Origin of the sequence: Desulfonatronum lacustre DSM 10312, from assembly GCF_000519265.1 — a bacterium.
Lineage (GTDB): Bacteria > Desulfobacterota > Desulfovibrionia > Desulfovibrionales > Desulfonatronaceae > Desulfonatronum > Desulfonatronum lacustre.
Window position 1 is genome coordinate 2222342 of sequence record NZ_KI912608.1, and the last position, 23823, is coordinate 2246164.

The window sequence follows — 23823 nt, forward strand, 5'->3', positions numbered from 1 at the left end:
ATCAACATTGCTTCGCGTCAAGGAATGTCCATGAAAATTCGAAGCATGTTCCAGAATTTGACGTTCAAGATGCTTCTCTCCGGCGGAGTAACGTTCTTCATTTGCGCCGGTCTCTGGACCGCTTTCAATATCGTCTACCTGCGCGACTTCATCCTGCGCAGCGTTAAATCCGACATCGTCATCCTTTCGGACACCATTCTTCTCGGCTTGGACTATGCCATGCTCCTGGACTCCGAGGACGACATCAAGCAGATCATCAACAACATCAGCCGACAGGAAGACATCAAGGCCATCCGTCTCTTGGATAAGAAAGGCCGGATCGCCTATTCCAGCAAAAGCGAAGAGGTCGGGACCTACCTGGACATGCGTGACGCGTCCTGTTGGACGTGCCATGCCCAATCGCCGCCCCCGGCGACCATGAGTCAGGAGAAACGCAGCAGAATCATCGAGGCCGATGAGGCAACCATCGTCGGCACCATCACTCCTGTTCCGAACAAGCCCGGGTGCTACGGCCCGCCGTGCCACGTACATTCCGAGGACGAGCAACTGCTCGGCCTGCTGGACATGGAGGTGAGCACGGAGATTAAAGGCACGAAACTGCGCGATTTTGAACGCGCCAACATGCTCATTTCCTTGCTGGTCTTTCTGGCCACCTTTCTGGTCCTGTTCCTGAACTACCACATCCTCATCTTCAAGCCCATCCGTCGGCTGATCAACGTGACCAGGGACATCTGCTCCGGAGAGGACTACACGGGCATCAACATCAAGCAGGCCGACGAAATCGGAGTCCTGGCCGACTCGTACAACACCATGTGCCGCAAGGTGGCGGAGAAGGAAACGCTCCTGGTCGCCCAGCGCGAGGAATATCGAAATCTTTTCCAGAATGTTCCCTGCCTGCTCAGCGTCGTGGACAAGGACTACAAAGTCATCCGCCACAACATGAAGTACGAGGATCACTTCGGCAGCAATATCAGAGATCGGCATTGCTTCGAGATCAACAAGGGCCGCACGGAGCGATGCACGGTCTGTCCCGTGGAAAAGACCTTTTTATACGATTCTCCCCATGTCAGTGAGGAAGTCGGGCTTTCCAAGGAAGGCAAAACCATCCACTGGATCGTCTATACGGCTCCGGTCAAGGACGCCGGGGGCAACACCGTGGCGGCCATGGAAATGATGCTGGATATCACGGCGCGCAAGGAACTCGAATTCAAACTGGCCGCCTCCGAGTTGTTCTACCATTCCATTTTCGAGGCCATTCCCAGTGCGCTGTTCGTTCTCAACGCCCAAAATCTGTCCATCATGAACTGCAACGACGCGGTCCTCAAAATGTACGGATACAAGCCCGAGGAATTATTGAGCAAGCCATTTACGTCGTTGTTCAAGGAAGAAGAGCGAGAGTATTGGACGCGGAACCTGCGAACCACCCATGAAATCAACCAGACATCGCAGCTCACCAAGGACGGTCGAAGCATCTTCGTCTCCATGCGCATTTCTTTGTCCACGTTCGAAGCCTACGAAGTGTTGATCGTCTCGTGCAGCGACATCACCAAGCGCCTGGAGGCGGAACAGCAGTTCATCCATGCCAGCAAAATGACCACCCTGGGCGAAATGGCCACCGGGGTGGCCCATGAACTCAACCAGCCGTTGACGATTCTCAAATCCATCAGCGGATTTTTGGCCAGAAAGGTCGGCAAGGGCCACGAGATCGACATGGCGATGTTGGAGGAGATATCCCAGAGCATCAGCACCCATGTGGATCGGGCCGGAAAAATCATCTCCCACATGCGCGAATTCGGCCGCAAGTCGGAACTCAAGACCATGCCCGTCCAGATCAACGACGTCATCAAGCGCGGATTCGAGTTCTTCAGCCAACAACTCAATGTCCGCAATATTTTCGTCGACTGGCGACTGCAAGAGGACCTGCCCCTGATCATCGCTGAACCGAATCGCCTGGAACAGGTCGTCATCAATCTTCTGGTCAACGCCCGGGACGCCATTGAAGAACGCTGGAACGGCAAGGACGTCAAAGCCGGCGACAAGACCATCACCATCGTCACCGACTCCACGGACGCCGTCGTGATCATCAAAATCTGCGACACGGGCTCGGGACTGCCGCAGAACATGAATGAAAAAATTTTCGAGCCGTTTTTCACGACCAAGGAGGTGGGCAAGGGTACGGGCCTGGGGCTTTCCATCTCCTACGGCATCATCCAGGACTACAATGGAACCATTGTCGCCGAGAACCGGAAAACCGGCGGCGCCTGCTTCACCATCACCTTTCCCGTGGCCGATGAAGAAAACTGTCTGTGGGTGGACGACCGGTGCGTCTGCTCTCGAGCGGAACTCAATGGAAGAGGAGATCTCCGACAAGAGGACAAGCCTGAAGACCGCAACAAGGAGGACCATGCCTGAAAACGCTTCGAAACGACCGACAAGAGGGAGACTCAGTGATGTGGCCCTCACCGGCCTTGGGCAACGTGCACCAGTCTGGAGACGACGGTGAACGTCATCAACAACCAGGACACAATACAACCGTAACAACGGAGGAGTGCATGCAAAGCAGAGTTCTTTTCATCTGTTGCCTTGCCCTGAGCGTCTTCATCGCCGGGACTATCGTCGCTCAAGAGGATCGATACTTCATCGAAAGCAAGGACTTTGAAAACCGGCAACGCCCCGGCGTGGAGTTCAACCATCTGTTACACTATGAAATCATCGACTGCATGGACTGTCATCATGATTACGTCTACGTCAACGAGAAAAAAGAAAACTATTGGGACATGTTTTCCGGCAAAAACCATTGCTCCGACTGTCATACGGTGAGTGGAGAGGACGAGACGGGCGTTGGATTGATGCAGGCCTTTCACGAGCAGTGCGTCGGCTGTCACCAGGAATACCTCCGTCAGGACAAGACAACCGGATATATCATGTGCGGGGAATGTCACGTCAGGCCATAAACACGGATCATGACGTTACGGTCCGACAGCATCCCGCCGAACGGCGGTGACGCCCGAGCATTTCCCGAACTTCGGCATTCCAACAGAAACAAAGTGAGGAGTGATTATGCAAGATGCTGCATCATCCTGGGATTGGCAGCCGGGTGAGCGGGTCATTCTGGATTCGACCACCTGCGGAGTTGCGCACCAGTGGCAGGAGGAGCCCTACGTCGCTCCGGACGGCGAGAGTCTCGCCGCCGTGGTCCGCCTGGAAGACGACACGTTTTCCATGTGCGTAAACGGCAAAACCTGGGAGTCCGCTTTTGAAAAATTGTGGAAGCCCGGATTCTCCCCTGACGGACGCCTTGTGGTCATCGCCCAGCAGGACGGCGAATGGACTCTGGCCGTGGACGGAGAGCCTTGGGAGGAATTCTACGCGTATCTCTGGCATCCCTGCTTTTCAGCGGACGGCTCGGTCATCGCCGCGGCCATCCAGAACGACGGTCAATACGGCATGAGCGTGAACGGCGCGGTCTGGGCGAACCTGTTCGACAACGCCAACGAGTACGCCGTCAGCGCCGACGGGCAAGGCACGGCCGCCGTGATCCAGACCGAGGCCATGGCCGCCGCGGACCTGGTCGCCTTCCGTCGCGGGGTCTACACCGTGGCCGTGAACGGGGAGGCCTGGAAAAAAACGTTCATGAACGTCTGGACCCCGACCTTCGATTCCCAGGGCCGGAAAGTGGCCGCCCAGGTTCGCCTGAACCTTTATGAATACTCCATTGCCGTGGACGACGCGGTCTGGGGGCAAACCTACAACTGCGTTTGGGAACCACGCTTCAACCCGGCCACCGGCGCGGTGGTCGCCCCGGTGCGCATCGCCGGAGCCTGGGGCATGGCCCAGGACGGCAAGACCATCTGGGAACCGAACTTTTTTCAGTGCTGGCACCAGCAGTTCAGCGCGGACGGCAAAACCCTGGCCGCCATCGTGGCTCCCACCTTCGGCGCGTTCACCGTGGCCGTGAACGCCAAGCCCTGGTCCGCCACGTTTCCCGTTCTCTTGGATCTGACCCTGTCCGCGGACGGCAAACGGGCCGCGGTCCTGGCCAACAACAACAATATCGACTGGCGGATAGTCGTGGACGGCAGCCCATGGAGCGGAACCTACGACATGGCCTGGAAGCCGGTCTTCAGCGCCGACGGAACCCATGTCGCCGCCAAGGTGGAAAAAGCGGGCCGACATGCCGTGTTCGTGGACGGCAAGGCCTACAAGCGGGACTTTGACCGCGTCTGGGCCCCCGTCTTCAGCCCCGACGGCTCCAAGGTGCTCATCCGGGCCGTGGACAAGGGCGCGTTCGTGCGCATCGTCGCCACACTTTCGGACTTCTCGTCAAGGGGGTAGCCATATGTACGGCCTATACAACTTCGTCACCGGACCCCTGGTCTGGGCGTCCTTCGCCATCTTCATTCTCGGGTCCATCTATCGCCTGGTTTCCATGTACGCCCTGGCCAAAAAGAAGGACGCCGTCTCCCTGGCCTACATGGACTGGAAATTCTCTTTCCGATCCATCTTCAACTGGTTGATTCCCTTCAACGCCCTGGGCTGGAAAAAGAACCCGGTCCTGACCGTGGTCACGTACGTGTTCCACATCTGCCTGCTGGCCACGCCCATCCTGCTCTCGGCTCACATCATCCTGATCGAGGAATCCTGGGGCGTCAGCTGGTGGACTCTTTCCGATTCCACCGCGGACATCATGACCATCCTGGTCATCGTTGCCTGCGCGTTTTTCGCCGGACGCCGCCTGTACCAGAAGGACGTCCGCTTTCTGACCACCGGCCAGGACTGGCTTATTCTGACCATCGCGGCCCTGCCCTTCATTACCGGCTTTCTGGCCTATCACCAGCTCTTCAACTACCAGGTGCTGATCATCGCCCACGTGCTGGCCGGCAACATCATGATCGCCGCGATTCCGTTCACCCGCCTCAGCCACATGTTCTTCTCGGTGTTCACCCGCGCTTACATGGGCTCCGAGTTCGGCGGGATCCGCAAAGCCAAAGACTGGTAGGACCACAAGGAGAAACATATGGGCATTCAAGACAGACTGATCGAGGACGTGGGGCTCCGCGAAGGGGTTTCGCGTCTGACCGAAGACAAGATCCAGAAGACCGTCAACGCGGTGATTCAGGGCGAGACCGGGGCGCGACTCAAGGCCTACGCCGAGATCTGCCTGCGTTGCGGGATGTGCACCGAGGCCTGTCACTTCTATCTTTCCCACGACCAGGACCCCTCCTACGCCCCGGCGGCCAAGGTCAAACAGACCATCGGCACGCTGCTGGCCAACAGCGGGAGGGTCAGTCCGGATCAAATCTACAACATGGCTCAGATCGCCTACTCGGAATGCAACCTTTGTCGGCGCTGCGTTCATTTCTGTCCCGTGGGCGTGGACACGGCCTACATGATGATCACCATGCGCCGGATCTGTCACAAGCTGGGGGTCACCCCGCAGTACATTCAGGACACGGCCCACAGCCATTCCGCCACCTTCAACCAGATGTGGGTCAAGGACGATGAATGGACCGACACCTTGCAGTGGCAGGAGGACGAGGCCCGGGACGAGTTTCCGGATCTGCGCATTCCCTTGGACAAGGAAGGCGCGGACGTCTACTACTCGGTCATCGCTCCGGAGCCGAAATTCCGAACCCAGCTCATCTACCAGGCCGCGGCCATCCTGCACACGGCCAAAATCGACTGGACCATGCCCGCGGAGCCGGGCTGGGACAACTCGGACATGTGCATGTTCACCGGAGACTTCGAGATGATGGGTCGGCTGAAACGCAAGCACTTCGAGTCCGCCCAGAAGCTGAAGGTCAAGCGGATCGTCATGGGCGAATGCGGCCATGCCTTCCGCTCGGTTTACGACGTGGGCAACCGCTGGGCCGGATGGAAGCACTACCCCGTGCCCGTGGTCCACTCCGTGGAGTTTTTCTGGGAACTGCTGACTCAGGGCAAGATCAAGCTGGTCTCCAAATACCCCGGCCCGGTCACCCTCCAGGACCCCTGCAACATCGTCCGCGGCCGGGGGCTGGGCGACAAACTGCGGGAAGTGATCCGCATCCTGGTGGACGGCGAGATCGTGGAGACGGCCTCCAACCGGGAGCACAATCTGTGCTGCTCCGCCGGCGGCGGGGTGATCAACTGCGGCCCGCCCTTCAAGAACGCTCGGGTCGCGGCCTGCAAGGCCAAGGCGGACCAACTCCGGGCCACCGGCGTCAAGACCATCATCGCCCCCTGCCACAACTGCCACGGCGGCCTGGACGACACGGTGCATAAGTACGAGCTGGGCATGGAGATCAAGTTCCTGGGAGACATCATCTACCAATGCATGGAACGCCCGGAGACGTAAGGAAGCAGCAAAATTATCCTGATGAGTGTGGTAGTTATTCCCGTGACGCGTTTGACCTTCCGTAGGGGCGGCCCTTGCGGCCGCCCTGGATGGGCGTGACAATGCGGGGGGTAGCAGTAATTTCCTCACATTCCATGAAATCGCGTCGACAAAACACCGAACAGGACGTCAACCTTCAACCAAAAAGCGCACGGCCCGGCAAGCTATCAGCTTGCCGGGCCGTGCGCTTATGTAAGCGATCCTCGAGCCTTTCCGCGAACGATCAATCCGCCTCGGGCACGTCAACCGCCTCCGCCAGATAGGCGCTGAACAGCTCGACCTTGGCGTCCAGGTCATAGTTTTTGCAGGTTTCGTGAATTCCGTCCTCGCAGTTGTGGCAGGCCACCACGACCACCTGAGCCCCCGTGGCCCGGATGCAGTCGGCCTTGGCCTTGAGCGCGGCGATCTTGGCCTGCTTGTATTCCGGCATCAGCCCCTGACCGCCGCCGTTGCCGCAGCAGTACGTCGCGTTGCCGTGGGGGTGCATCTCCCGAAAGTCCGCGGCCACCACGGACATCAAATCCCTGGATTGCTGGAACATGCCAGCGTTGCGGATAAAATTGCAGGAATCCTGAAACGTGACCGGAGCTTCATGAAAACCGGATTTCAGCTTGAGCGTTCCGGCATGCAGGCACTCCGCCCAGACCTTGATCGGCGGCATGGCCTCGAAGGAAAATTTTCTGCCCAACCAGTATGGCGCCTCGAACCCGAGGGCCTTCATGGAGTGCCCTCACTCCGCGGTGATCACCGCCTTGGCCTTGAGTTTTTCGGCCGTGTCCGCCACGTTGGCTGCCAGCCTGGACGCCTTGGCCACGTCCCCGGCGAAAAGCCCGAGGTTGGTCGAGTCCCAGGCCTTGGAGGACAGGGTGAAATCGATCCCAGTGGCGTTGTAAAGCTTGAGATAGTTGAAGAGATTTTGCGGATAGAACTTGATGTCCCGCGGATGAAAGGTCAACAGGTAGTCCGCGCCCTCTTTGTCCATGGGCGCCCGAGCCCCGGGCATTTCCTCCTGAAGCTCCTCCAGTTGCCACTCCACGGTTTCCAGAAAATCTTCCTCGGTCACCCCGAGGTTGTTGCCGAATTCCAGGGCGTTCTCCAGCCCCTTGGCCAGACCGGGCGGAGTCAGACCCATGGCCACGGCCACGCCCCGTGCCGCGTGGACCAGGGAGGCGATGCCGATGCCGTGCGGGCAGTACATGGTGCAGCGCTGGCACATGGTGCAGGTGCCGTAGCAGACGTCGCGCAACGCTTCGAGCACAGCGGCGTCCACTCGACCGCGCCTCTTGTACAGGTTCAGCAGCGGCTTGATGCGGTAAGCCGGAACATGCTCCGGCCTGGGATTGGATGCGTAGTAATGGCACCCCTCCGCGCACATCCCGCACCGGGAACAAATGGACAGCCACATTTCCAGCCGTGCTCCGGCCTTGTCGGCCAGGACGCGGGAAAGGGCCCGAGAATCGATGCTCATGGATTGCTCCTCATGTAGATGAAGGTCACCATGCCCCCACCCGACGTTTTCCGAAATCGCTGCCCGTGGCCGCGCGGGAGACAAAAAAGAGCGCCATGTGCGAAAGCTTGGTGAACGGAATGAGCATCAGGAGAGTGTTGGCGCTAAGCACATGCAAAGTCAGCATCAGCGGATAATCGCCCCACTGCCGGTGCGCGGCCAGCCCGGTGGCCAGGGGCAGGGCGACCAGCAACAGGATCAGCAGATCCTTGGGTTCCGTCAGCCCGCGCAACGCCGGATGGAATAACCGTTTCGCGGCCAAAAACGCCAGGGCGGCCAGGGCGATGATGGTCAATCCATCGGCCCAGACATCGGGGATCGTCGGCCAGGACACGCCCCAGCTTTGCTCCAGCATGATCACGTGGGCCGAGAGAAAAAAGGCCACCACGAGCAGGGGGATATGCAGCGCGAATCCGGCTGCCGTGGACCAGGGGCTGCTTTTAGCTGTCCGGTTCAGCGGCAGAAGATAATGCGCCAGTGAGCCCACGGCCCAGACTGTCTGAAAATCCGAAGGCAGGCCTTTGCTCGCGGCAACGGCCTTGCGGCGATAGCGGATCAGACGATAGCTCAGGCCCGCGATACATACCGTAAACGCCAGCCAGACCATCGGTCCCGCGGCAAAATTGTAGACGACATAAATCAAGGTTTTCCTCCAACACCGTCGCGAACGTGACAGGCTCCGCACATCATCGGGTGCCGTCAGGGCATCCGATCCGTATCGGGAAAGGCGTCCGTTTGGCCGGTGGCACGTTATCGAAGACCCATTGGGGTGTCCAGTATGCCTGCGTGAGCTTTCAAGTGGTGTTTCCTGAACGCGGAATAATTCCTTGACTTGCCTGGATTCGGAACCTACACCCGAAACCAGTGTCAAGAACGAAGGTCCCTGCGAGATGGAGACTTCCGTATCCAGTTCCCGACAAACGTCGCGACGAATGGGAGATGCATCATGAAACTGTCCGCCCGCTCACGCTATGCCACCCGCATCCTGCTCGACTTGGCCGAGCACACCGAGGACAGGCCGCTATGTGCGTCCGCGATCTCCGAAAGCACGGACATTTCAGTGCCGTTCATCGAGCAAATTCTCCGCCCCCTGAAAAAAGCCGGGTATATCAAAAGCGTTCGCGGGGCCTACGGGGGGCATATCTTTCTCAAGGAACCTTCCTGCATCACCCTCGGCGACATCGTGCGCGCCATGGAAGGCGAAATCAACATCAGCCAGTGCTGTTCGACCCCGGAGTCCTGCGAGCGCAGCGGCGATTGCCGCACCCGGTTTGCCTGGGGCCATATATCGCGGACCATCGAGCGTGAACTGGACGCCATTACCTTGGCGGACCTGATGTTCAATCCGGAACAGATCGCCGTAAAGTCCGGGACGTCTTCCCCACCTCGAGTTCACTGTCCTGAGGACGCCCAACCGAACTGATCCCCGCAAAGGATTCCTTGTTGGCGCATGGACGCGCCCCACGTCACCATCCCCCCGGATATCCGACCCGGTGAGTCACCCGGGCTTGGCCTGCCAGCCTTTCCTCCGTTGTCGACGCCTTCCGCTGTTGAGCCGATCTGTGCCCGAGCGCTGCGGCCGAGAGCGGTCCAACCGAAAACAGCCGACTTTGAACGTTTGAAGGTTCAAACCAGACCTTGACAGGCTTTCGCATTCGGCCTATGAGCCCTCATCATTTGTCGACGTTTTTACTTCATATTAATTTAGTCTAGATTAAATCGGTTGCCTTTCTCCTGACAAACACCATCGCTCACGGCATCAGGACGTGGTGTTTTCATCTCCTTAGGCCCTTGCTGACTTTATCAAATGGGACAAGGTTTCACGCCAATAGCGTGCGAAAAAACACGACACAATCAATCTAAATTAAACCTATCGATTATACCGGGATTCGCCGCTTTCTCAATCCGGCGAACAACCAGAAGAGACACGACATGCAACTCTCCTCGCGAACACGCCATGGCGCACGCCTGCTGATGAATCTGGCCCACTTTTCCCAAAAAGGCCCTCTCCGGGCGAGCCACATCTCCAATAATATCGGAATCTCCGTCAAATATCTGGAAAAAATCATCAAGCCCTTGCGCCAAGCCGGATTGATCAAGGGATTGCGCGGCCCGGGCGGCGGTTACTTTCTCGGTCGGGCTCCCGAAGACATTACGCTCGGTGAAATTGTCCAGGCCTTAGACGGCGGGCCGCACTTGTCCTGCTGCGCCGACCCGGACGCCTGCTTGCCATCGGATTTCTGCGGCTCCCCAGCCCTTTGGGCCGACCTTACCAGCACGCTCCAAGGCAAGCTGAACTCCATCACCCTGAGCGGGATGATGCGCCAGGATTCCATTTTCAAATCCGCGCCGGCGGCACGGAAAACCAAGGCGGACGTGCACCGACGCGACACGGCCCAAGCGGCCTGAACAACCGCCAAAGCAACTGCCGACACACCGAGGCGATAACGCATTCACAAGTCGTTTTCGACTTTTTGAACACGGACCGTTCCACGGGGATCCATCAAAAATCATAAACCTTTCAACAGGAGATGCTCGTCATGAAAAAATTGCTCATTCTTGGTTCCGGCTCCGGTGGAACCATGGTTGCCACGAAGATGCGCGAAAAGCTTCCGGAAAAGGAGTGGGAGATCACGGTCATCGACCGCGATTGGGAACACCACTACCAGGCCGGATGGCTCTTCGTCCCCTTCGGCGTCTATACCCTGGACGATTGCAAGAAGCCCAAGGCCGACTTCATTCCCAAGGGCGTCAAGCTGGTCATGGATTCCATCGAGTCCATCGACCCGGCGAAAAAGGTCGTCACATGCAAGAACGGCAAGTACACCTACGACTGGGTGGTCGTGGCCACGGGGTGTCGCATCGCGCCGGAAGAAGTTGAAGGCATGATGGACGACTGGGGCGGAAACATCCAGAACTTCTACACTCCGGACGGCGCGGTGGCTCTGTTCAAGAAGTGGAAGAACATGAAGGAAGGGCGCATCGTCCATCATATTTCCGAGATGCCCATCAAATGTCCGGTAGCCCCGTTGGAGTTCGTCTACCTCGCCGACTGGTTCTTCACCATCAACGGCGTGCGTGAGAACATCGAAATCGAGCTGGTCACCCCCCTCACCGGCGCCTTCACCAAGCCCGTGGCCGCACAGATCCTGGGCAAGGTCTGCGAGGACAAGAACATCAAGGTCACGCCGAACTTCGTGGTGGACAACGTCAACGTGGGTAAGAAGGCCATTGAATCCGTCTCCGGCGAAGAAGTGCCCTACGACCTGCTGGTGGCCATTCCCCCAAACTTCGGCCAGCAGGTGATCATTGATTCAGGTATGGGCGACGCCATGGGCTACGTGGATACGGACAAGCACACGTTGAAGGCCAAGAACTTCGAAAACATGTACGTCATCGGCGACGCCACCAACGTACCCACCTCCAAGGCCGGCAGCGTGGCCCACTACCAGTCCGACATCGTGGTGGATAACCTGATCCGGGAAATGGAAGGCGAGGAACCGCGTCCGGACTTTGACGGCCACTCCACCTGCTTCATCGTCTCCGGGTACGAGCAGGCCTATCTGATCGACTTCAACTACGAGGTCCAGCCGCTTCCGGGCAAGTACCCCTTCCCCGGGGTCGGCCCGTTCTCCCTGCTCGGCGAATCGCACATGAACTACTGGGGCAAGATGATGTTCAAGTGGGTCTATTTCGACCTGATGCTCAAGGGCAGTGAACTGCCCCTGGAGCCGCAGATGTTCATGGCCGGAAAAATGCGCCACTTGGCCAAAGCCTAAGGCGGGAGGTTGATGCATATGTCCAAAGAAGACCTCATCCTCAAACGCCTTGACGAGATCGAGGCGAAGGTGGCCTTGGTGCATGATCGCGCCGTGGCCGCCCAGAACCTCAGGCATGAGCTGCAGCCCATCATGAACGACGCGTTCAAGGTCATGCTCCACGAGTTGGGCGATATCGAGACCGGCTTCCAACTGGAAGATCTCTTCGATATGGTCAAAACCACCATGCGCAACGTCAAGAACCTGACCTACATGATGAAGCAGATGGAAAACATCATCGATCTCTGGCACACTTCCGAACCCTTGTTAAAGCACACGGTACCCAAGGCCATCGCCTATCTCGACGACTTGGAACAAAAGGGCGTCTTCCGCACCTACCAGGCCATGCTCTCCTTGCGTGCCAAGGTGGCCCAGGAATACGGCCCCGAACAGATCGAGGAAATGGGCGACGCCTTCGTGTTCCTGATCGGCATGTTGAACAAGTTCAAGGATCCCAAAGTCCGGGAGATGATCGAAAAGGCTTCCGACGCGTTCACCTCCATGGACCTGAAAGACTGCGAACCTTGCGGCATGTTCGGCATGATGAAGGCCATGTCCAGTCCGGAAGCCAAACAAGGCCTGGGCGTGATGCTCGAAATGACCAAGACCCTTGGCAAGCTGAAATAGACGTTTCGCGGCCACGGACCAGGACGCTTGGTCCGTGGCCTTCCTTGCTTCACGACACCCGTCATAAAGGAGTATCCCGTGGCCAAGAAAATTCTGATTGTCGACGACGACCCGGAAATTCTGGACTATCTGAGCGAACTCTTCGAGGATAACGGCTACCAGACCGTAACCGCCATCAACGGCGTCGAAGGGTTGGACAAAGTCCGCGCCGAGCAGCCGGACCTGATTACCCTGGACATGGACATGCCCGAAAAGGGCGGAACCAATTTCTATGCCGGACTGCGCAAAGACCAGGCAATCCGGGATATCCCGGTGATCGTGGTCAGCGGCGTGGGTCCGCGCCCGCCGGTGCTGACCAAGGACGTCCCGACCATCTCCAAGCCCATCGACAACGCCAAGCTGCTCCAGCTTGTCGCCGAGATGGTTCAGTAATCTCGCTTTGCGCCGCGACCGATCCACGTCCAGTCGGATCGGTCGCGGCCTTTCAGCCGCCTCAGTCCCGTGAGTGAATCACTTCTCCCTTCCGGTCCGTCATCCGAGACCTTGTCCGTCCTGATCGTGGACGACGAGCAGGATATCCGCGAAATGCTGGAGATCCTGCTCCAGGAACTCGGATTCACGACCCATCTCGCCGCCGACGGGGTCAAGGCCTTGGAAGCGTTTAACCGCCACCAGCCCCATATCGTGCTCACGGACATCAAGATGCCCGGCAAGGACGGCATCGGCGTGCTCCGGGAGATCAAGGCCGCGCGCCCGGAAACCGAGGTAATCATGATTTCCGGCCACGGCGACATGCATCTGGCCATTCAAAGCCTCAAGCACGACGCCGCGGACTTCATCACCAAGCCCATCGACGAAGAGCTGCTGGAAATCGCCCTGGGCAAGGTTTCGGAACGGATTGGCCTGCGGCGTCAGGTACGCGAACATACGGAAAATCTGGAAGCCCTGGTCCGCGAAAAATCCGCGGCCCTGGTGGAAATGGAGCGTAAGCTGGCCGCGACGCAGATCATGGAAGGCATGGGCCGGGCCTTGACCATCCTGGCCGGAGACCCTGCTTCCGGAGACTATTTTCCGGAATTGCCGTTCCATGTCGCCATTCATGACGGCAACTGCCAAGTCGTGACCACCAACGAAGGCTATCGCGACCGCTTCGGCGACCGCTCCGGGCTGGCCAGTTGCGGCGCGTACGAACGTTGCGGCGAGTCGGGATGGAAAAGTCCGGTGCGCGAGGCCGCCGAGGCCCGGGCCAGCATCCATCGCCACGAGACCATGGTTGCCACGGACGGAACCGTGGTGCCGGTGATGACCCATGTCTCTCCGGTCATCGGCGCGGCGGGCGAACTGGAACTGTTGCTGGAAATCGCCGTGGACGTCTCGGAAATACGCCGCCTCCAGAAAGAACTGTCCCGCACCCAGCGCAAATTCGAATATTTCTTCAACATGGTGCCCTGCGCCATCAGCGTCCAGGACCGCGAACTGCGCGTCGTGGAGGCCAACGCCACCTTTCGCCGGGACTTCGGCGACCCCGCGGGCCGGGCCTGCCACGAACTGTACAAGCACCGCGACGCTCCCTGCGACGACTGTCCGGTCCTGGCCAGTTTCGCCGACAACGCCCCGCACCAGTACGAAACCGTGGTCGCCACCCGCGGCGGCGAGCAGCGCAACATTCTGGTCTGGACCGCGCCCCTGGCCGATAGTGACGGCACGGTGAACCACGTCCTGGAAGTTTCCACGGACATCACCCAGATTCGCCAATTGCAGGACCATCTCGCTTCCCTGGGCATCATGCTCGGCTCCATGTCCCACGGCGTCAAAGGCCTGCTCATGGCCATCGACGGCGGGGCCTATCGGGTGGACAAGGGTCTGGAAAAGGGTGACTTGCCACGTGTCGCCGCGGGTTGGAAAACCGTTCGCCACAGACTGGACCACATGCGCCGGACCGTGATGGACATTTTGTATTACTCCAAGTCCCGCGAACCAAACCTCGCCCCGCACCCTCTGCACGGCGTGGCCGAACATTTGGCCGAAACCGTTTCCGCCAAGGCGAGCAAGTCGGAGATCATCTTTCTAACGGACTTTTCCCAAGCGGACGGCCAAATCCTGATCGACGACGTCGCGTTTTACTCGGCCATGGCCAATATTCTGGAAAACGCCGTGGACGCCTGCCTGTTCAACCGTGACGCGGCGGAACACCGAATCGGTTTTCACGTCGCTCGAGCCGACGGCCACGCCGTCTTCACCATCCGGGACAACGGCATCGGCATGGACCGGGAGACCATGGACAACATGTTCACCCTGTTCTTCTCCTCCAAGGGCGCTCTGGGCACGGGCATCGGCATGTTCGTCTCCCATGAGATCATCACCGGGCACGGCGGAACCATCACCGTGGACTCCGCCCCGGGAAAAGGAACCACGTTCCGAATCACGCTTCCCCTGGCTCAACCTTCGGTTTCCGAGGACGAGCCGACCAGCGACCATGCCTCACCCCTCTCCTGACCGCCCCCTCCCGCCTTTTTTTCGCTCCCTGACGTTCAAACTCTGCCTGGCCATGGGGCTTGGGATGGCGGCGCTCATGGGTGCCTTTTTCCTTATCGCGCTCGGCCAAGCCGAGCCGACGGAGCCTTGGGTCTCGGCCGGCCGGGACCTGCTCAAAGTCCTGCCCATATTCCTCCTTATTCTGACCGGATTCGGATTTCTGGTCGCCCATCGCCTGACTCGACCTTTGGCCGCGTTGCAAGAGGCGCTGGAGGCCAAAGCCCTCGGTTCCGCGTGGGCGGAGCTGGACGAAGCCAAGGCGGGGGAACTGCGTGACATGACGAAGACGGTCAACCTCATCGCCGCTTCGGTCCGCCAACGTCGCTTGGCTTTGGACGAACAACTGAACATGTATCAAAGCCTGTTTCACAACGTCCCTTGTCTGATTACGGTTCACGACCGTGAATACAGGCTGCTTCGATACAACAAAATGTTCAGGGAATTGTTCGACGCCAAACCCATGGAGCATTGCTACAAGGTCTATAAAAGCCGGATCACGCAATGCGAGAACTGCCCGGTTGAGCGGACCTTCAACGACGGAAAGTCACATACCACGGAGGAAAAAGGATTTTACAAGGACGGCACTCCGGCGCACTGGATCGTCCGCACCGCTCCCATCCGGGATGCCGACGGCGAAATCACCGCCGTGATGGAGATGTGCCTGGACATTACCGACCGGAAGCTCTTGGAGCAAAAACTCAGAAAATCGGAGAAAAAGTACTCCACCATTTTTGACAATATCCCCGTGGCCGTCTTTGAACTCAACGCCGAAACCCTGGACGTGCGCAACTGCAACCGCGGCATGTCCCAGCTCTACGGCTACTGCAAGGGAGAAGTGATCGGCAAATCCTTCTCCATGCTCTTCGCGCTGAACTCCACGGACGCCCACCTCACGGCCCTGCGCAACTCCGGGCACATCCCCCAGGCCAAGCACATGGACAAGGACGGCCAGGAGTTTTTCGTCTCCATCGACACTTCACGGACCGCCCTGGAGGGCAAGGAACTCCTTCTCGCCGTGGTTTCCGACGTCACGGACCGCATCAGGGCCGAACAGCAGGTCATCCAGTCCAGCAAGATGGCCACCTTGGGCGAGATGGCCGCCGGGGTGGCCCATGAACTGAATCAACCCCTGGCCGTCCTGAAGATGGTCGCCAACTTTTTTACCCGCCAGACGAACAAAGGCCTGACTCCGAATCAAGACCAACTGCGCCAGATGACCGCCAAGATCATCAACAACGTGGACCGAGCCACCAAGATCATCGAGCACATGCGCGAGTTCGGCCACAAGCCCAACCTGGAAAGCACCGACGTTCAGGTCAACGACGTCCTGCGCCGAGCCTGCGACTTTTTCAGCGAGCAGCTCAAAATCCGGGACATCACCGTCATATGGGAACTGGACGCGGACCAGCCGCCTGTACTGGCCGACCCGAACAGGCTGGAACAGGTGTTCATCAACCTGCTGGTCAACGCCCGGGACGCCATTGAGGACAAATGCTCCGGCAAGGACTGCGCTGAATCCGACCGGATGATCACCCTGCGGACAAGATCCAACGCCCGACACGTGGTCGCTGAGGTCTTGGACACCGGACCGGGCGTACCCAAAAACGTCATTGGACGGATCTTCGAACCGTTCTTCTCCACCAAGGAAGTCGGTCGCGGAACCGGCCTCGGCCTATCCATCTGCTACGACATCATCACGGACTATGACGGCACCATCCATGTCTTCTCCAAACCAGGCCACGGCGCCCGCTTCGTCGTCACCCTGCCCATCGCCGGAACCACGCGCAATGGCTCCAAGACATCCGCATAACTGGGTGTTGAAGCGACTGCGCCCAAATCTTATCAGGGTCCGCTCTGATCGCCGCAGGCCCGGCCCTTGAAACCGAAGAAAAACTTCAGGGTCTTTTTGACGCCGTCCGAGAAAATTTTCTCGCTCAGATGCTTTCCGGCGACCCGCTTGTTGATCTCGGCCAGAGTCGGATAGGGGTGAACCGCTCCGGCCAGGGTGCTCAGCTTGACCTTGCCGCCCAGCACCGCGACCCATTCGGCCAAAAGCTCCCCGGCATGCGGCCCGACAATCTGCACGCCCAAGGGCTTGTTCTTCCTGTCCAGCAGCAGCTTGATCCGCCCTTCCCGCTCCTCCTCGGCCAGACCGCGGTCGTTCTCAGCGAACTCCTCGGTCCAGACCGTATACTCCAGCCCCTGTTGACGAGCCTGCTTCTCGTTCATCCCAATGCTGGCGAATTCCGGGTCCGTGTAGGTGCAGGCCGGCATCCAGGTGTAGTCCGCCTTGCGCGGCAGATGAAATACGGCGTTGGTCACCACCACCCCGCCCTCATATCCCGCGGCATGGGTGAACTGGTACGCTCCGGTCACGTCCCCGCAGGCAAAGATGTGCTTCTGGGAAGTGCGCAACCGGGCGTCCACCTGGACACCCTTGCGGTCAAACACAACTCCCGCGTTCTCCAGCCCCAGGCCGTCCACGCTCACGCTCCGCCCCAGGGCCACCAGCAGGGCCGTTCCCCGCAACGACATTTCAACGCCCTCGCCGTTCTTGAAAAAAATCTCACGTTCCCGGCCCAAATCCTGGACCCGCAGCATTTCGGTCCCCAAGTGAAACGTCACGCCTTCCTGTTCCATGACGCCCTGGACCAGCCCGGCCATGTCCGCGTCCTCCCTGGACAAAATCTGCGGGCTGCGCTGGATCACGTCCACCTTGGACCCCAGGCGGGCAAAAGCCTGGGCCATCTCCACGGCAATGGGCCCGCCGCCGATGATCACCAGGGAGGACGGCAGTTCGTCCAGAAAAAAAATCTCCCGGTTCGTCAGACAGGGCGTACGGTCCAGCCCCTCCAACTTAGGCAAGGCCGCGGTGGAACCGGTGGCCACGACCCAGGTCTTGGCCGAGACGGTCCGGACATCCCCGGCATTGGTCTCGATACGCGCCTGGTGCTCATCCACGAACACGGCCCGGCCGAACTCCACCTCCGCACCGAGTTTGCAAAACCGCTCCGGGGAGTCATGGGGCTGGATCGCGGCGATGACCCGCTGGATGCGGTCCCGAACCTGGCGAAAATCCACCTCCGGCACCGCGACCTCGGGCAGACCGTACCGGGCCGCCTGGCGCATCTGGTGGTAGACCTTGGCCGACTTGATCAACGTCTTGCTGGGCACGCATCCATAGTGCAGGCAATCCCCGCCCATGGCCGACTCCTTTTCCACGATCAAAACCCTGGCTCCGGCCTGAGCCGCCCCAGCGGCCACGGTCAACCCGGCGGCCCCGGCCCCGATCACGGCGATGTCATAGTCGTATTGCGGCATGGCGTCTCCTTGTTGCCGGAATTTATGTGACGATTTTCGGCTTATTCCGCCTGGTCCGGTACCAGACCATGATCTTTTTCGTGGCCAGGGGAAAAAGGCCCAACAGGACGAAGGACAGGATCAGCCCCGGCGAGAGTATCCCTCCCAGGGAATCGATCCGCCCCAGTTCCCGACCGGCGTTGACGTAGACCAGGGTGCCGGGGAGCATGCCGACCTGGGAGACCCAGAAGAAAGTGCGCAGCTTCATCCGGGTCAGGCCCATGACCAGATTGATTATCCAGAATGGAAAAATGGGAACAAGGCGCAACGTGAACAGATAAAACGCCCCTTCCTTCTCTATGCCCTGGTTGACCGCAACCAGACGTTGTCCGAACCGGCGCTGGACCCAGTCCTGAAGAACGAAGCGGGAAACGAAACAGGCCAGCGTGGCCCCGATGGTGCTGGCAAAGGAGACCACCACCGTCCCCACCAGCAGACCGAACAAGGCCCCCCCTGCCAGGGTCATGATCGCGGCCCCGGGCAGAGACAGGGCGGTGACCAGAATGTAGACCCCCATGTACACGGCGATCACCGTGGCGGTCTGTTCCGCGTACAGGGTCTGAAACCGCTGCTGGGAATCCTTGATGTAGTCCAGGGAAAGAAACTGCCCCAGGTCAAAGAGGAAAAACGCCCCAACCAGGGCGGACAGGGCAAGAATAAGGAAGATTTTCTGGATGGATTTTGATTGCATCTGGTTGCCGCAATTGTTGTGCGTTTCAAATGTGGACTGCTGTGTGTGGGCGACCGACCGGCCGCCTCTACGTTGCTGCGATGCTCCCCCCTCAGGTGAACCCGGCGCCCGCGGTACAGGCGTAGCAATACTCGGCCGTGGCTATGGGCGTGCCGGGAAGGGGCGGGCCGCTCATTGTCGCGACGTGCCGTCTTGTCCCGTCCAGGGGAATGGCCTTGGCCAGATGAAAGTCGCAGTCGTGCAGATCTCCTTTCCAGTCCACGGAAACCAGGCTCCGGCACATCAGACCGGCCACGGCCTCGGGATTGAAGGTCTCGGTCAGGCGAGTCATGTACTGTTCGTAATTGCCTGAAGCCTCAAGCCATGTCCGAAACCGGCCCAACGGCACATTGGCAAAGGTGTACAGGTTGTTGAAAACAATACCCCACTTGCGTTGCAAATCCCGGCGAAAACGCTCCTCTGTCCGACCCTGGTCCGGCGGCATGAACGCCCCGGCCGGGTTGGACACCAGGTTCAACTCCAGCCCGGTTCCGGACTGTCCGTAACCCAAAGTGTTCAGCCATTGCAGCGTGCGCACGCTGGCGTCCATCACCCCGCCGCCGCGCTGGGCGTCGGTCTGGGAAGCGTGGGTCGCCGGGAGGGAGCAGACGAGAACGATCTTCAAATCGCGGCAGAGCAGGCCGAGATGTTCCCGGGCCGAGTCCCTGATGGCGGTTAAATTGGAACGGAGCATGACTCTTGGAACCGCTTCGGCCAGACGGGTCAAAAGGTGATCGATCTCGGGGACCATTTCCGGTGCGCCACCGGTCACGTCGGCCGACTGGAATCCGCCCCGCTCCGCGTAGTCAGCGACCTGATCCATGGTTTCCCGGTCCATGATCTCCGTGCGTTTCGGCCCGGCCTCCAGGTGACAGTGCCGACAGGCCTGGTTGCAGAGCAAACCGGTGTTGATCTGCAGGGTGTGGGTCTGCTCACGTTCCAGGCGCAATCCATGCCGGGCAAGGGTTTGGGCAAAACCGACACAGGTCGAAGGGCAGAGCGCTGACCGGGCTTCCTGCATGAGACAATCCCGCGGTTCCAACGTCATGTCCAAATCACCCGGAATGCCTACAAGGAAAGCTTGTCCGCCGCGTTGCGCATCTGCAAGCCATGGACGAGCGAGGCCCCCCCGCGGATCGCCGCGGCCACATGCACGGCCTCGGTCATTTCCGCCGTATTCGAACCCTGCTCCAGGCATTCCTTGGCATAGGCGTCGATGCAGTAAGGGCACTGCACGGCATGGGCCACGGCCAGGGCGATGAGGCTCTTTTCCCGGACCGTGAGCTCCCCCTCGGCCATGACCGCGCCGTAGTACTCGAAGAATTTCTTGGCCAGTTCCGGGGCGTCCTTGCCGATTTCCGAAAAGCGCGGCAGATCTTTGGGATCATAGTAGGATTGCATTCCCAGCTCCTTGGAGTTTGTTAGTGCGAAGAGATTGATTCACTCGTTAAGGTCCCAATCGTAATCATACGAGATGCGACCGCTGTAGCCGCGCAATGTCGCGGCCAGGGGGGGCTCGGCGTATTGGGCGATATGCTCCAGAATCTCCTGGTCGTTTTCCCCGAAATCCTCCGAAAACCAGTCATAAATGGAGGAAAGACGCAGATGTCGGCCCGTTGCGTCAACTCCCCTGGGATGGTTGATGTATTCCCGGGCCGCGGCCTCCAGCATGGATTCCAGGTTCTCGGCGGTAAAAGCCCTTGGTTGCAGGTTCGGGCAGCCGATGCTGGCGCAGTTCACGGCGTAGTGGATGCGCGGGTCTTGCCAGATCGGGCGCAGGATGCGGTGCTCGATGTCGTTCAGGGTCAGGGATTCCCCCTCGACTTCCACCAGGGGCGCGTCCCAGGGTCCGCGGGTGAAAAAACCGGGGGAAACGTTGATCCGCCGTATACTGACGACCGGATAGTGTTCCAGGACCACCTCCAAGGTCAAGGCGTTGTAGAAATTGATCCAGTAGGCCATCTGCTCGTCGCGGTTCAACGCGGACACAGTCGTTCCCTGGAGGCTTTCGATATATGCCTGCAAGGCTTTTCGGTCCGCCGGGGTTACGTCGGCGTACCGGACCATGTTCACCCCTGATGGGTGGTCGGTCACGAGATAGGCGGCCAGAAACGCGTCCCATGCTCCGTGGTCCACCTGTTGCGAAGACACGGACTCGTATGTCTCCCAGCGCGGCCAGAGGTCGGCCTTGGGCGCGGCCCAGGCCATTTCGGCGGCCAAGAGCAGGCCGATGACGATCATGATTTTGATCACGTTCATTTGTATACTGCTTTTGGTTGAGTGTTAAATATTTATGGAAACTATTCAGCACATCCTGGGCAAAGCCTCATTCCGGCACTGGATACCCGCCTTCGCGGGTATGACTGATTTAGAGACGGCATTGAAAAACACGTCATTCCCACGAAGGCTGGAATCCAGCGCCTGGGTACTGCCAAGCGCGAAATATGCTGAGTAGTTATGAAAAAACAATCTTTGTCGTTCAGGACAAGCGAGATCATTTCAGCCGTGGCAAGGAAAAGCAACACCCGCCCCGTGACAGCGCGTGCGTCGATGATTTATCGGGCGACTCCGCCGACGCTCTTTTCAGGACAATATGAAAAACAAAACGGCGGCCTACTGGATGTAGGCCGCCGTTTTGTTTTTCATTCATCTCCGCGCTTAGACGCTGATCAGCTGCTCAAACCTTGCGCACCGTGACGAAGTGCTCCTGCATGGCGATGGCCCCGCCGGCCGGATCCCATTTTTCAATGCCGCCGGGCATCAGCATGTGGTCCGCCACGCCCTTGCCTTTGGCCCGGCTTTCCACCGGGAGGGTATGCCCGAACCCGTGGACCATGAACACGGCTTCGGGGTGAATGAACTCGGTCAAAAAGGTCTTGATCTTTCCGGAATAGCCGTTGGCCGCAACTTCCACGGTCTGGCCGTCGGCGATGCCCATGGCCTTGGCCGTCTCGTCGTTCATCCAGAGCACGTTCTCCGACATCTGGCCAGCCAGGATCGCGTTGTTCACGGTATGGCCCTGGGTATGCACCCCGCAGCGGCCAAAGGTGATCCGGAACTGGCCGTCACCCGGCTTTTCCGGGCTGACGTAGGGCTTGAGCGAGGGCAGGCCCTGCTTTTCCCATTTCTGGTTGATCATCTCGATCTTTTTGGACGGCGTCTTGAAGGCGTACTCGTCCGGGGTGAAGTACTTGGGCTTGTCGGCCAAGGAGACCGAGCCCTTGGCCTGGAAGTCCTCGATCTTCACTCCGGTTCCGTCCAGTTGATAGGCCCAGATGTCTTCGATGGAGTCGAAGGCCAGCTTGTCCATGCCCAAACGCTTGGCCAATCCGCACAGGATTTCCCAGTCCGCCTTGGTTTCGAAACGTGGCGCAACAGCGCGATGCCGGACGAACATGGACGGCTTCAGACCACCCTTTCCGGCCAGGATGCTTTCCCGCTCCAGGTAGGTGGACAGCGGCAGAACCACGTCCGAATACCAAGCCGTGTCCGACCAGCTAAAGGTCACGGAAACCATCAGATCCAGCTTGTCAAAGACCTTTTTCAAGGCCTCGGGGTCGGGGTAGGCCATCAGCGGGTCGTGGCGATAGGCGATGTAGGCCTTGACCGGGTAGGGATCCTCGGACTCGATGGCCTTGAAGGCCAGATGCAGCAGTCCGGGACCGGCGTCGAAATGCGGGTATTTCCAGCCCACTCCGTCCGCGCGCTTTTCTTCGGGTTTTGGATAGAGGTCGACCAGCTTTTTCAAGCCTTTGCGATCGACATCCTTGGGCGTGGCGGCGATGGGCAGCCCACCCTTGGCTCCGATGGAGCCCAACAGGGCGTTGATGATGTAGGCCGTGCGGGACATGTAGAAGGAATCCGAATAGCGGGCGTTCATCCAGCCGGGATGCCAGATCACGGACGAGCCGGCCGCGGCCAGTTCCCGGACAAAGACGCGCAGTTCCTTGGCAGCAACCCCGGTTTCGGTCTCGGCCCATTCCGGAGTGTACTGGGCGGTGAAGGCCCGAAGCGCGTCCAGATCTTGGATGAATCGGGAGGCGTACTCCGCATCGAAGAGCTGCTTGTTCAAAATTTCGTGAATAACCGCCAGGTTGAACGCATAGTCCGTGCCGGGCCGAACCATGAAAAACCGGGTGGCTTTGCTGGCGGTAACAGTGGCCCGGATGTCAATGACCGTGAGTTTGCATCCGTTGTCCAAGGCGTCCAGGGTATCATTGACCTCCTTGACATTGATGGCCTCGAACAGATTCCGGGTTTGCAGCACGATATGCTTGGCGTTCTTGTAGTCATAGACCACGGCCTTGCGGCCGAAGCCGAACACGGACAGAGCGGCGTGCTGGACGTTGCGGGCGCAAGCTGAATCGTGGTTGCAGTAGTTGGGGGAGCCCAGGCCGCGCATAAAGGCTTGGTGCAGATCAATGAACGGGCCGCCCCGATCGCTCCAGAGCACGCCCTTCCCGCCGTGAACGTCCGTCACGGTCTTGATCTTCTCCGCGACATAGTCCAGGGCCTCGTCCCAGGTCGCCCGTTTCCACTTGCCCTCGCCACGCTCGCCTTGACGGATCATGGGAAACTGCGGGCGCTCTGCGTCGTTGAGCAAGGCCAGCCCCGCTCCGCCCCGTGCGCACAAGGCTCCCTGCAAGCCCGGCGCATGGGGATTACCCTGGATATATGTACATTCGCCGTCTTCCACGTCCACCTGGATGGGACAACGCACCGTGCACATCCCGCAGACACTGAAAACTTTTTCCCTGGCCATTCGTTCCTCCCTGACTATTTTATAATCCCATGAACCTTGCACCGGGAACGGCGCGACGTAACAATGGACAATAAGTCGAAAAAACAATCCGTACTATTTAAGTACAAA

Annotated in this window: 21 protein-coding genes; 13 read left to right on the top strand and 8 right to left on the bottom strand. The window is 59.2% G+C overall.

All coding sequences use genetic code 11. From position 1 onward, the window contains the following. Positions 1-30: 30 nt before the first annotated feature. The 5 genes from DESLA_RS19985 to tmcB all read left to right on the top strand — a co-directional run bounded on the left by DESLA_RS19985 (position 31) and on the right by tmcB (position 6337). Positions 31-2412 carry a PAS domain S-box protein gene (locus DESLA_RS19985; protein WP_245590045.1) on the top strand — a complete coding sequence of 794 codons (2382 nt, stop codon included), beginning with the start codon at positions 31-33 and terminating at the stop codon, positions 2410-2412. A gap of 140 nt (positions 2413-2552) precedes the next feature. Then, positions 2553-2954 (top strand): cytochrome c3 family protein, encoded by a 402-nt coding sequence (locus DESLA_RS19990; protein ID WP_035261699.1) that lies wholly within the window; start codon positions 2553-2555, stop codon positions 2952-2954. Positions 2955-3060: 106 nt separating this feature from the next. After that, entirely contained in the window at positions 3061-4335 is a 1275-nt protein-coding gene (gene tmcD / locus DESLA_RS0110560) for an electron transfer complex subunit TmcD (protein ID WP_028572418.1), read from the top strand. Positions 4336-4339: 4 nt separating this feature from the next. Further along, entirely contained in the window at positions 4340-4999 is a 660-nt protein-coding gene (gene tmcC / locus DESLA_RS0110565) for a TmcC family electron transfer complex membrane anchor subunit (RefSeq protein WP_028572419.1), read from the top strand. Positions 5000-5017: 18 nt separating this feature from the next. Continuing rightward, a complete protein-coding gene (gene tmcB, locus DESLA_RS0110570; RefSeq protein WP_028572420.1) occupies positions 5018-6337 on the top strand; it encodes an electron transfer complex ferredoxin TmcB in 1320 nt (439 codons plus the stop codon). A gap of 262 nt (positions 6338-6599) precedes the next feature. Here the strand turns inward: tmcB and DESLA_RS23590 are convergent, their stop codons facing one another. Then, on the bottom strand, positions 6600-7844 hold the full coding sequence (locus DESLA_RS23590) for a (Fe-S)-binding protein (RefSeq protein WP_337833220.1): 1245 nt from the start codon (positions 7842-7844) through the stop codon (positions 6600-6602). A 25-nt stretch (positions 7845-7869) separates the two neighbouring features. Then, positions 7870-8526: a hypothetical protein gene (locus DESLA_RS0110585; RefSeq protein ID WP_028572423.1), complete on the bottom strand. Its 657-nt coding sequence runs from the start codon at positions 8524-8526 to the stop codon at positions 7870-7872. A 303-nt stretch (positions 8527-8829) separates the two neighbouring features. Here DESLA_RS0110585 and DESLA_RS19995 point away from each other — a divergent pair, with 303 nt between their 5' ends. The 7 genes from DESLA_RS19995 to DESLA_RS20010 all read left to right on the top strand — a co-directional run bounded on the left by DESLA_RS19995 (position 8830) and on the right by DESLA_RS20010 (position 16673). Further along, entirely contained in the window at positions 8830-9306 is a 477-nt protein-coding gene (locus DESLA_RS19995) for an RrF2 family transcriptional regulator (protein ID WP_051434591.1), read from the top strand. Positions 9307-9815: 509 nt separating this feature from the next. After that, a complete protein-coding gene (locus DESLA_RS20000) occupies positions 9816-10292 on the top strand; it encodes an RrF2 family transcriptional regulator (RefSeq protein ID WP_084032018.1) in 477 nt (158 codons plus the stop codon). Positions 10293-10423: 131 nt separating this feature from the next. Next, positions 10424-11662, top strand: a complete 1239-nt coding sequence (sqr, locus tag DESLA_RS0110600) for a type III sulfide quinone reductase, selenoprotein subtype (protein WP_028572424.1) — start codon at positions 10424-10426, stop codon at positions 11660-11662. Positions 11663-11680: 18 nt separating this feature from the next. Next, on the top strand, positions 11681-12328 hold the full coding sequence (locus tag DESLA_RS0110605) for a DUF1641 domain-containing protein (protein WP_028572425.1): 648 nt from the start codon (positions 11681-11683) through the stop codon (positions 12326-12328). A 78-nt stretch (positions 12329-12406) separates the two neighbouring features. Continuing rightward, positions 12407-12760: a response regulator gene (locus tag DESLA_RS0110610; RefSeq protein ID WP_028572426.1), complete on the top strand. Its 354-nt coding sequence runs from the start codon at positions 12407-12409 to the stop codon at positions 12758-12760. A gap of 69 nt (positions 12761-12829) precedes the next feature. Continuing rightward, positions 12830-14824, top strand: a complete 1995-nt coding sequence (locus DESLA_RS20005) for a hybrid sensor histidine kinase/response regulator (RefSeq protein ID WP_051434593.1) — start codon at positions 12830-12832, stop codon at positions 14822-14824. Beyond that, positions 14805-16673: a PAS domain-containing sensor histidine kinase gene (locus DESLA_RS20010; RefSeq protein ID WP_051434594.1), complete on the top strand. Its 1869-nt coding sequence runs from the start codon at positions 14805-14807 to the stop codon at positions 16671-16673. The genes DESLA_RS20005 and DESLA_RS20010 overlap by 20 nt, the downstream gene beginning before the upstream one ends. A 32-nt stretch (positions 16674-16705) precedes the next feature. Here the strand turns inward: DESLA_RS20010 and DESLA_RS0110625 are convergent, their stop codons facing one another. The 5 genes from DESLA_RS0110625 to DESLA_RS0110645 all read right to left on the bottom strand — a co-directional run bounded on the left by DESLA_RS0110625 (position 16706) and on the right by DESLA_RS0110645 (position 21212). Next, positions 16706-18184 (bottom strand): dihydrolipoyl dehydrogenase family protein, encoded by a 1479-nt coding sequence (locus DESLA_RS0110625; protein ID WP_028572427.1) that lies wholly within the window; start codon positions 18182-18184, stop codon positions 16706-16708. A gap of 22 nt (positions 18185-18206) precedes the next feature. Further along, positions 18207-18914: a TVP38/TMEM64 family protein gene (locus DESLA_RS0110630; protein ID WP_028572428.1), complete on the bottom strand. Its 708-nt coding sequence runs from the start codon at positions 18912-18914 to the stop codon at positions 18207-18209. 91 nt (positions 18915-19005) lie between these two features. After that, on the bottom strand, positions 19006-20001 hold the full coding sequence (gene arsS / locus DESLA_RS0110635) for an arsenosugar biosynthesis radical SAM (seleno)protein ArsS (protein ID WP_211239048.1): 996 nt from the start codon (positions 19999-20001) through the stop codon (positions 19006-19008). Positions 20002-20021: 20 nt separating this feature from the next. Further along, the gene (locus tag DESLA_RS0110640) at positions 20022-20354 is read right to left on the bottom strand and encodes an arsenosugar biosynthesis-associated peroxidase-like protein (RefSeq protein ID WP_028572430.1); all 333 of its coding nucleotides are present in this window, start codon (positions 20352-20354) and stop codon (positions 20022-20024) included. A gap of 39 nt (positions 20355-20393) precedes the next feature. Continuing rightward, positions 20394-21212 carry a DUF547 domain-containing protein gene (locus DESLA_RS0110645; protein WP_211239049.1) on the bottom strand — a complete coding sequence of 273 codons (819 nt, stop codon included), beginning with the start codon at positions 21210-21212 and terminating at the stop codon, positions 20394-20396. A gap of 198 nt (positions 21213-21410) precedes the next feature. Here DESLA_RS0110645 and DESLA_RS22910 point away from each other — a divergent pair, with 198 nt between their 5' ends. Further along, entirely contained in the window at positions 21411-21650 is a 240-nt protein-coding gene (locus DESLA_RS22910) for a hypothetical protein (protein WP_156932930.1), read from the top strand. Here the strand turns inward: DESLA_RS22910 and DESLA_RS0110650 are convergent. Continuing rightward, complete coding sequence (locus tag DESLA_RS0110650; RefSeq protein ID WP_028572432.1) at positions 21631-23715, bottom strand: molybdopterin-dependent oxidoreductase; 2085 nt, start codon at positions 23713-23715, stop codon at positions 21631-21633. The two genes, DESLA_RS22910 and DESLA_RS0110650, sit on opposite strands and share 20 nt — an antisense overlap. Positions 23716-23823: the final 108 nt, after the last annotated feature.

Bases quoted from the DNA above. Each gene is read 5' to 3' on its own strand.
- DESLA_RS0110640 (WP_028572430.1), bottom strand. From the start codon at position 20,354: ATGCAATCCTACTATGATCCCAAAGATCTGCCGCGCTTTTCGGAAATC.
- tmcC (WP_028572419.1), top strand. From the start codon at position 4,340: ATGTACGGCCTATACAACTTCGTCACCGGACCCCTGGTCTGGGCGTCC.
- DESLA_RS19995 (WP_051434591.1), top strand. From the start codon at position 8,830: ATGAAACTGTCCGCCCGCTCACGCTATGCCACCCGCATCCTGCTCGAC.
- DESLA_RS20000 (WP_084032018.1), top strand. From the start codon at position 9,816: ATGCAACTCTCCTCGCGAACACGCCATGGCGCACGCCTGCTGATGAAT.
- DESLA_RS0110630 (WP_028572428.1), bottom strand. From the start codon at position 18,914: ATGCAATCAAAATCCATCCAGAAAATCTTCCTTATTCTTGCCCTGTCC.
- DESLA_RS22910 (WP_156932930.1), top strand. From the start codon at position 21,411: ATGAAAAAACAATCTTTGTCGTTCAGGACAAGCGAGATCATTTCAGCC.
- DESLA_RS19985 (WP_245590045.1), top strand. From the start codon at position 31: ATGAAAATTCGAAGCATGTTCCAGAATTTGACGTTCAAGATGCTTCTC.
- tmcB (WP_028572420.1), top strand. From the start codon at position 5,018: ATGGGCATTCAAGACAGACTGATCGAGGACGTGGGGCTCCGCGAAGGG.
- DESLA_RS0110605 (WP_028572425.1), top strand. From the start codon at position 11,681: ATGTCCAAAGAAGACCTCATCCTCAAACGCCTTGACGAGATCGAGGCG.
- tmcD (WP_028572418.1), top strand. From the start codon at position 3,061: ATGCAAGATGCTGCATCATCCTGGGATTGGCAGCCGGGTGAGCGGGTC.
- DESLA_RS0110650 (WP_028572432.1), bottom strand. From the start codon at position 23,715: ATGGCCAGGGAAAAAGTTTTCAGTGTCTGCGGGATGTGCACGGTGCGT.
- arsS (WP_211239048.1), bottom strand. From the start codon at position 20,001: ATGACGTTGGAACCGCGGGATTGTCTCATGCAGGAAGCCCGGTCAGCG.
- sqr (WP_028572424.1), top strand. From the start codon at position 10,424: ATGAAAAAATTGCTCATTCTTGGTTCCGGCTCCGGTGGAACCATGGTT.
- DESLA_RS19990 (WP_035261699.1), top strand. From the start codon at position 2,553: ATGCAAAGCAGAGTTCTTTTCATCTGTTGCCTTGCCCTGAGCGTCTTC.
- DESLA_RS0110645 (WP_211239049.1), bottom strand. From the start codon at position 21,212: ATGAACGTGATCAAAATCATGATCGTCATCGGCCTGCTCTTGGCCGCC.
- DESLA_RS20010 (WP_051434594.1), top strand. From the start codon at position 14,805: ATGCCTCACCCCTCTCCTGACCGCCCCCTCCCGCCTTTTTTTCGCTCC.
- DESLA_RS0110625 (WP_028572427.1), bottom strand. From the start codon at position 18,184: ATGCCGCAATACGACTATGACATCGCCGTGATCGGGGCCGGGGCCGCC.